Here is a 9,860-nt window from a genome sequence, read left to right on the forward strand (position 1 = left end):
GCTGCCCTTTTCAATACTATACCCCAGAACTTTTTTCGAAAAATGGTCCATTAAGATATGGATGTAATGTTTTGCACCGTCATCAGTTTTAAAAATCTATAAATCAAATAAAAATGATTTTTATCAGATGAAGAGATGGATGTACCTAATTATGACTTATTACGCTTTTAACTTAATATAGCAAATTCGCATAAAGCTTTTTAGGGTCAAATCATTGAGTCATTTTTAAGCAAAAACCTTACTATAAAAAAGCTTTTTGCTTACTGATTCTGAAAGATTAGCTTTCCTTAAACTCAAACATCATCCCTAATTTTATAAGCACATTACAACCATAAATAATGGACTTATGAATACACGTTTTTTAATGAAGAAAAAAATAACTCTATCAGTGTTGATCATTTCCTGTTTAAACATCTTATTATCTCAAGATATACCTACAGTTTCACCTCATTCACCAACAGTTTCCAGCCTAGGTAAATATATTGACTTTCCCATAAGCCTTTATACAGGGCAAGCAGAAGTGTCTATACCCATATATAACCTCGTCGTAAAGGATATTCAGGTACCGATAAGCCTTCAACACCATACCGGAGGGGTAAGGGTCGAAGAAATTGCATCTTCTGTCGGGTTAAATTGGTCTTTAGTTGCCAATGGTACAGTAATTAGAAGAATTAATGGAAGAGCAGACAATGCCAGCATCTTTTTTTATGAGGAACCGTCCTATAATTTGAATTCTTCAAGATTTACTGACCATGTGGGCTCTGCCAGTGGTTCTATGGATACAGAACATGATTATTATTATTTTACATCTGGCAGCCATAATGGTAAATATGCTATAGATTTTTTAAATGGAAGTACTCCTGTACAATTTCCGGTTCAAGACGTCAAAATAGAACACAATGGAATCAACCCTCCTAAGATAACTACCCCAGATGGATTAGTTTATTATTATGATAAGACAGAAGTAAATAATTCATTAACCGCCTGTAATTCCACTGGAACTTCAAACAGCAACTCACTTTTAAGTCCAACCACTTGGTTTTTAACTAGGATTGAATCTCAAACTTCGGACGCTTTTGTAGACTTTATTTATGAGACTAAATATTTGGAATATGATCAAAATGGCCCACAAACCAAATATGAAAATATAGTCAGTTTCAGAAATGATAACGATTGTACTGTGAAAAATAGAATTAATACTCACCGTCTTCTTGCCATTGAATCGTCAGATGGACAAAGGGTAGATTTTGTAAAAGGTGCTCTGCGGGCAGATTTGGAAAATGACTATTTATTATCCGAAATAGCTGTTACCAGTACCCAAATTTCTTTTTCAAAACGATTTGTATTAACACATAAGTACCAGGATGGATCGGCTCTGAATAATCTAAGCTACTATAATCCTATTACTATCCATGACTACCAAAGAGAGAGATTACGCCCAATCTTGACCAAAATCCAAGAATTCGGTAATGACAATACTGCCTTAGCCCCATATACTTTTGAATACAATCTTACAAATCAAGGATTGCCTTCTAGGCGCTCATTTAATCAAGACCATTGGGGGTACTATAATGGAGCGGGAAACAGCACTTTAGTGCCATCAATAATTTATAACGGTTATGTATTGCCCGGAGCTGATAGGAAGCCATATTTTAGTGCTGCAATACAAGGTACATTATCCAAAATTACTTTTCCAACTGGAGGTAGTAAGTCATTTGTTTATGAGCTCAATGAGTGCAACAATTGTTCTTTTTTGGATTACGCAAGTGTTTCCAATGTCCAATATGAGACCCACACAATGGGCAGTAGTGATTTCTTTGCCAATCAAAATCAGAGCATCATTGAAAAGACTTTTACCGTAGACGGCCAAGAACCTGGTAAAATTATACTAAATATGTCCACAGAAACCAGTTTCTGTGGCTCATGGCCATGCCAGATTGAGCTCAAATTATATTCCCTTAATCCGGACAACAGTATAAATCAATTGGTTTTTGATTCTTATCAATACAGGAACGAACCAGACATAAATATATTAGATATTGTTGTTGATTACACATTTTCTGGAAAGTACAAATTGCAAATGAAAGTTAATGATTCACAATGGGCAAGTAATCAAGATGAATACTATCTTCAAGTAAAATGGGCAATTCCATTAAGCACTAGTGGGTTCGAATATAATAATGCAGGCGGTCTAAGAACCAAGCAAATAGAACTGTATGACCCTGTTTCAAATCAAACTATTCAAAAAAATTATACTTATGAAGACGGTTATTTATCCGGTTGGCTAAGTTATGCAAGAATGTCTGAATTTATATATGGTTTTACTTCATGTCCGACATATCCTCCTAATATGGTGTGTAATCCGCAACCTATGTTTGGATTAGGCATGGCAAGGACTTCCAATCCTATTCTATCAACATCCAACACCAAAGGGGGTATTGTAGGGTATAATAAAGTTACTGTCTCGGAGTTAGGCAATGGTTACATTGAAAATTATTACTATTCACCGTATCAACATAGAGATATAAATTGGATAGAAGAAAGTTATAATAGTAATACTATAAGCGAATTGCCCCAAGAAAGAACTTTTAAAGGCGACATATTGATAGATACCGAAGACTGGGCTTTTCCTTTTAGTTTGTCCGATGAAAAAGACTGGAAGCGAGGACTTATAAAAAAGCAATTGTTCTATAAAAGAGACAATTCACTACAAAAAAAGATTGAAACTAAATATCATTTTTACGATGACATTACCCATAACTCTTATAATCCTTCAAAAGTTAGATCAATTAAAGGTTCTAGGACTGGAGCAGAATTAGCTTATTATTCTGGTACTAATGGTCAAATAGGACAAATATCGGTTAACTTTTACACCTTACAATCCTCTTGGTATGATATTGATGAAGTCATCGAAACCAATTATTTTGATAATGGGCAAGAATTGACAACGACAACGAAATACGATTACAGTCCAAATCAGCGTACTGTAAAAACTACTACCCTTATAGATAGTAACGGTATAGCCACCGAACACGAAACCCTATACCCTACAGATTATAGCAATAGTTATTTAGGAAGTAACATTTTACGAGACCGAAATATGATTAATATGCCTCTGGTACAAAAAACATTTAAAGATGGAAATCTATTGAACGAAAAAAGGAGCAATTATATACTTAACGGAACTCTTGTGGATTTAGATTTTATAGAAAACTTACCTCATGGTATAGATTCGGATATTAAAACTAACATTTTACGTGATACTGAAGGTAACATTACACAAGTATCCCAAACGAATGCTCCTCCAGTTAGTTATGTATGGGGTTATAATAAAATATATCCTGTGGCAAAATTAGAGAATATCGAATATTCAGATATAGAAAATAATACGACACTCTATAATTATTTAGATCAACTAGATAGTTATACCCTAATTGATGATTCTAACAGAGCAACATTGAAGACTTTAAACGAAAACATCAGAAACTCAACGCCAATTAATTCCATGGTCACCACCTATACCTATGATCCCTTAATAGGCGTTACCAGTATTACCGATGCCAAGGGCTATACGACCTATTATGAATATGACGGTTTCAACCGCCTAAAACAGGTAAAAGACGCCGAAGGCAATATATTAAGTGAAAATCAATACAATTATAAACAATAACAAATGAGACATATATTAATATTTGCCATATGCCTGTGGTTTTCATCCTATTGTTCGTTTGCATCGGAGAGCCCGGACAGGAAAAGTTCGTTTACCCAGTACGCGGATTATTATCAAAGTTGGTACTATACCAGTTTCATCGACGGCCCGACAGGGGGCGGGGGCGGCAGCATGTCCGTTAACATTGCCAATGACCAACTGACTGTAACTTTCAGCTCCGGTTTTTCCCCCAATAAATTGAAACCCGGCAGTTACCATGTGGTTTCTTTGGCTAATGACGCGCCGGTATTACCGTCAATGACCTTGGGGTTTTTAAACTTAAAGAACGGCTCGACCGAGTACAACACTTCCGTAAAGGTATCACTAAGTTCCAATGCCATATTTTTTGAGCACACAGCAGGTAATAACGGCCAACTGTATACCTCGGTAATAACTACCTTTCAGGTAAATTTGGCCACACTTGGTGGTGGCAATCCAACCTCTTTAAGCGATGAAAACTATGTTTATACCATTGTGCCACAATCGCCAGTGAAAACCGATACTGAGTTGCATGGCCTGAATGGGGACGAAAAAATAGAGTCCGTCACCTATTTTGACGGTTTGGGACGCTCCATGCAAAATGTGGGCATACGTGCTGGAGGGAATGGTGAGGACATTGTCACGCATATTGCATATGATGCATATGGCAGGCAGGACAAGGAATATTTACCATACGCCATAAACAGCACAGGGGGCATGTATCAAAGCACTGCTGAAACAGCCACAAAAGATTACTATTACAATGCCACAAGGTTTGCAGATGACTTTACTGGATTAACGCAAACGACCGTAAACCCATATTCAGAAAAAAACCTAGAGTCATCTCCTCTAAACAGAGTATTGGAACAAGGAGCTCCAGGAACAGATTGGGCATTAGATAAAAATGCAGATACAGACCACACCATTAAGTTTGGTTATGCAGCCAATACTTCAAATGAAGTTATCTATTTTGATACAGAGTTTGTCGGTGGAGACACAGAGAGTCCTAAATTAGTGTTAACCAATTCCCATTACAATGAGGGTGAATTATACAAAACCATTACAAAGGACGAAAACTGGCGAACTTATGAAAAGAAAGATCGAACTACCGAGGAGTTTAAAGACAAGCAAGGGCGGGTTGTTTTAAAGAGAACATATGACAATCAACAGGCACACGACACCCATTATGTTTATGATGATTTTGGCAACCTAACCTATGTATTACCACCATTGGCCTCGCAAAAGACGGTATTCTATGAAGTAGGCATGATAAACATTCCTGCAAATAGTTTGGTAACAGGCGGAAGCCCTACAGGAAGTATTTCTATTGGTATAGAAAAAACAGGAACAAACACGTATCAATTTGTTGGGGATATAGATTTGCATAACCTAGGCAATAGTACATTTATCAACGGAGAAATTATAGATATTCCCAATCTTGATCCTTCTTTAGGCTCTTATATTAATTTAGGTGGGGTATATCAATACGATTATAATAACGATATGGATTGGACAAGATCTGTACGCTATTATATCTCCAATGGAAAGCTATACTGTAGCAGTTACAGCTATAGCTACAATTATAATACTGATGAGGAAACTAATGACATCTCAGGGGCAAACTTTCCTGATATTACAGATATTGACAATACCAAGACCTTGAGTTTATCCAATACATTAGAGGGCATAACCGAAGCTGAAACGCAAGCAAATGTTCAAGAAGTATTAGATAGGCTATGTTACCAATACAAATACGATAGCAGAAATAGGCTCATAGAAAAGAAAATACCAGGAAAAGCATGGGAATATATTGTGTATGATAAACTGGATAGACCTGTATTAACGCAAGATGCCAATTTAAGGGCAGACAATAAATGGCTGTTCACTAAGTACGACGTTTTTGGGCGTGTAGTTTACACCGGTATATACACACATGCCAGTTTACAAGACCAAAACCAAATGCAGGGGAACTTACATACTTTTTATACAACGAACACATCTAATAATTTATACGAAAGCAAACAAAACGCCGAAGGCAGTTATCACTATTATAGTAACCAGAGTTTTCCAAATGCCAATATGGAGATTCTCACGGTCAACTATTACGACGATTATACCTTTGATAAAGCTGGAGGAAACTCAGAAACATCTTATGGTATTACACCAATAACCAATGTAAAAGGATTGGCAACGGGAAGTAAAGTAAAAGTGCTTACTACCAACGATTGGATTACCAGCGTTACCTATTATGACGCAAAGTCAAGACCAATATTTGTTTACAGTTTTAACGATTATTTAAATACAACGGACATAGTTAAAAACAAACTGGACTTTACAGGAAAAGTAGAGGAAGCTAAAACTGTTCATCAAATAATCGGACACAATAAAATAACAACCATAGATATTTTTGAATACGACCATACTGGGCGATTAATAAGCCAAAAACAAAACATAAACAATCAAGGCGAAGAACTTATTGCAAAAAACCATTATGATGAGCTTGGTCAACTTATTAAAAAAGATATTGGAGACATAGAGAGCAATCCGTTACAAGAAGTAGATTATACTTATAATATAAGAGGTTGGTTAAAAGAACTAAACAACCCTAATTGGGGAGAGCTAGGAGATGACTTATTTACATTTAGGCTTGGATATAATGATTTAGGTACCCGCTTGTATAATGGTAACATATCGCAAGTGGAATGGACTACATCAAACGATGAGAACAGTAGACGATATAATTATTACTATGATGATTTAAATCGATTAAAAAATGCTTACTTTTATGAATGGAGTAAAAACTATAGGTTTAATACGTATCTTAACTATGACAGGAACGGTAATATTATAAGTCTCAGCAGGGGTGGGCATATTGTTGAAAATCCTGATTATGGTTCAAATACAGACTATGGAACAATGGACAATCTTAGCTATTATTATAACGGTAACCAATTGCATAGCGTAACCGATGCATCAGGTGTAACTACTGGTTTCAAAGATGGCAATGCATCAGATGCTATTTACGATAACGGGGATGACGATTATAGTTATGATGCTGATGGCAATATGATAGAGGACAAAAACAAGGGCATTACCAACATTGTATACAACCATTTAAACTTACCAAAAGACATTTCGATTAACGGTAACGGAAATTCGGGAACTATTTCTTACATTTACGATGCTACAGGTGTAAAACTTAAAAAAGAAGTGAGTTTAGGAACCAATACATTATATGCGGGTAACTATATTTACGAAGGAGCTTCGGGAAATGAAACCTTGAAATTTTTTAACCACCCTGAAGGTTATGTGGATGCAAGCGGTAGTGGTTATGAATATATATACCAATATAAAGACCATTTAGGCAATGTGAGATTAAGTTATAAAGAGAACACTAATTTTCAACAAGTACAAGAAGTATGGAGTGATGGTTATGAAAGTGCTTCTGGTTGGGACGGTAGTGGAAATTCATGGGGAACGGCTATTAGTGCTTTTGATAGTACGTTTAAGCGTACAGGAAATTATTCTGGACGTTTGGATGCAAATGAAACTACTAGCAGCGCTACAGCAGTGCACAGTAACCATTGGGAAAATATAAATATAAGCGAACCAACCTACTACACGGTATCCGCTTGGGTGTATTTAGAAGATGTAACCGATAATTTTGCTGGCATCTATCTTTTTATGAAAACTAATGCAGAAACTGGATATTATACAGAAATAATAACCACAAGCACAAGAACACTAGGGCAGTGGGTACAGCTAAAAAAATCAGTTCTGGTACCTCCACATATTGATAAACTCAATGTGCGTATTGATAATAGATATGCTGGTAAAGTTTGGTTTGATGATGTTCAAATATTGGAAGGCAATACCTTAAGAACTGAAATTGTAGAAGAAAACAACTACTATCCATTTGGACTTGAACATAAAGGGTATAATAACGTGGTTCAAGGCGATGAACATCCTTTTAAATATAATGGGATGGAATACAATGAAGAACTTGGTTTAGACTGGTATGACTTTGGTGCTAGAAACTATGACCCATATTTAGGGCGTTGGATGAGTATTGACCCATTGGCAGAAATTATGGAAAGTGAATCCCCATTTAATTACGGATATAACAATCCAATTTATTATAGAGATTTTGATGGTAGAGCTCCCAAAGGTATGCTCGACCCTTATCTTGTTTTTGATGGTCAGAAAAATAAACTGTATATATATGATGATAATGATACCCCAGATGATCCTTCTGATGATGTTTTGATAGGAACATTTGATGCTCATAATCTTACTATTAGAGATTCGCAAGGAAAATGGGAAGATGGCACATATAATATGTTGGATAAAAAAACAAGATGGACACACACTACTTTAGAAACTAAAGGTAAATGGGCTTTTGAGCGTTTATTGGATTCGCCGAATTCCAGTTATGGTGCAGGTGGTATATACAGAGCTACTTCATTTAGACAAACCGATGGAAAAAAGAGGGGAGGAATGGCTATTCATGCAGGTAGAGAAGACAGACCGTTTTTAACTAGAAAAACTAAAGGTTGTATTCGTGTTTATCCAGAAGCAATGGTTGCAATTGATAACGCAATTATTGAATTTGGTTCATTAACATCTATTACCGTTAAAAATAACAAATCTCAAAAGCAAAGAGACCCTGTTAGTGCGGTATCTACTTTAACTCCTAGTCCTATTGTGCCAATACCAGTGCCAGGGCCAACACCAACCCCAATAGTACCAGTAGTTCCAGGCCCTACGCCAACTCCTGACCCTAAACCATTGCCAGTAATAATACCTAAACCACCGATTAAAACATAATTTTAATGAAAAATAATAGAACGATGAATACGATAATTTTGCTCTTTTTTAATTTATTTCTTATTACTGGATGTAATAATAAAACCGAAAAGAAGAATTTAGAGAAAGAGACAGTAGCTTCGAGTAAGATAGAAATTCGGCAAGAAAAAATTATTGATACAATCGAAAATAAAGATATGCTAAACGTAAAGGCTATTGATACAATCAAGCCCAATAAAATTGTACGGACAATTAATGAGTATAAGACCAATATCGATAATTTTTCAAAAAAGAAGGCTGATAGTGAATTAATAACAATTAAAGATGTAGAAAGTGTTACACCTACTTCTGAAGAAGAGTTTGATTTCTATTATAGTTTAACCTATCCAGATATAAATAAACAAGACCTTTACAATTCGATAACTTCAGCAATATTAGATAACGCAGTAGAAGATAAAGGGATAATGTTTTTTCTTTATTTGGATATGGCACAATTTATAGATGGAGAATATGCAGAGGGATATCATGTGTACGTAGAGACTGTTGTCTTTAATAATAAAAAGAAATTTTGTGCTATTTATAAGCACTTATCCAAAGACAGTAAATGGATTTTAGAAGCTCTTTATAAAGAAGTTTGCAAAGGAATTAAAAGACAAGAAGGAGATTATTAATATTATGTTCACAAAACAAAGGCAGAAACCACCTTTAACGAGGTGGTTTTTTTATTACATAGCACTAATCTTGGAAGCCTTTATAAAATGGTCAACCGTTGTTAAAAGACACTCTTTGTCTTTATCTTCAAGATTAGAAATATCTTGAAATCGCTGCAACATTTTAGGGTCTTTAAATAAATCTGCATTATCGTTCTCCCCGATATAGCCTAGTATGGCTACCGCTAGAATTTTTCTAGTGGCGGTAAGAGTAATCAAATAAAAGACCACTGCTATTCCCAAGGTCATTTTAAAATAACTTGTCCCATATAAGGGAATCATTTGAAAATGAATCACTTATATTTAAGTGTGTTAAAATCTATTTGTAAAATTATTTTTCTCAAAAGGAAAATTTTAAGTTGCTTTCCGTTTCTGTAATAATTAACTATTTACAAGCATGTTTTACAGATAGATACTTTATTTTGAGTAATTCTATGCGATTGTTGAGTTTTAAGACCAGTAGTATAAGCTCTCTTATTTATTGGAACCCCCAGAAATGTTTCATTTGGAGTATTTCCACCCAAGTTCCATTGTGGTCTTTCATGGTTATAAATCTGTATACACACACCAAGCACTATTTTAAGTTGTTTTCCAGAGTTAATAGACTTTGGGTGTAAAAATTGGTATTTCAACACTTTGTTAAATGCCTCAATCAT

5 protein-coding genes are annotated in these 9,860 nt (G+C 35.3%); 3 read left to right on the plus strand and 2 right to left on the minus strand.

Annotated elements, in window-relative coordinates; translation table 11 throughout:
- The first annotated feature begins 1,444 nt into the window (after window positions 1–1,444).
- From CLV33_RS17165 to CLV33_RS17180, 3 genes are all read left to right on the plus strand, one after another.
- Complete coding sequence (locus CLV33_RS17165; RefSeq protein WP_146109772.1) at window positions 1,445–3,670, plus strand: RHS repeat domain-containing protein; 2,226 nt, start codon at window positions 1,445–1,447, stop codon at window positions 3,668–3,670.
- 237 nt (window positions 3,671–3,907) lie between these two features.
- On the plus strand, window positions 3,908–8,515 hold the full coding sequence (locus CLV33_RS17750; protein WP_244906456.1) for a DUF6443 domain-containing protein: 4,608 nt from the start codon (window positions 3,908–3,910) through the stop codon (window positions 8,513–8,515).
- A gap of 5 nt (window positions 8,516–8,520) precedes the next feature.
- Window positions 8,521–9,165 (plus strand): hypothetical protein, encoded by a 645-nt coding sequence (locus tag CLV33_RS17180; protein WP_146109773.1) that lies wholly within the window; start codon window positions 8,521–8,523, stop codon window positions 9,163–9,165.
- Between the two features lie 54 nt (window positions 9,166–9,219).
- On the opposite strand, the gene CLV33_RS17185 is transcribed toward CLV33_RS17180, so the two are convergent.
- Together CLV33_RS17185 and CLV33_RS17190 are read right to left on the minus strand one after the other, a co-directional pair.
- Window positions 9,220–9,423: a hypothetical protein gene (locus CLV33_RS17185; RefSeq protein ID WP_211297578.1), complete on the minus strand. Its 204-nt coding sequence runs from the start codon at window positions 9,421–9,423 to the stop codon at window positions 9,220–9,222.
- Between the two features lie 170 nt (window positions 9,424–9,593).
- The coding region (locus CLV33_RS17190; RefSeq protein ID WP_105474914.1) for an integrase core domain-containing protein at window positions 9,594–9,860 on the minus strand (267 nt) is incomplete at its 5' end.

It is taken from the genome of Jejuia pallidilutea, from assembly GCF_002973595.1.
Classification (GTDB): domain Bacteria; phylum Bacteroidota; class Bacteroidia; order Flavobacteriales; family Flavobacteriaceae; genus Jejuia; species Jejuia pallidilutea.

Bases quoted from the DNA above. Each gene is read 5' to 3' on its own strand.
- CLV33_RS17180 (WP_146109773.1), top strand. From the start codon at position 8,521: ATGAAAAATAATAGAACGATGAATACGATAATTTTGCTCTTTTTTAAT.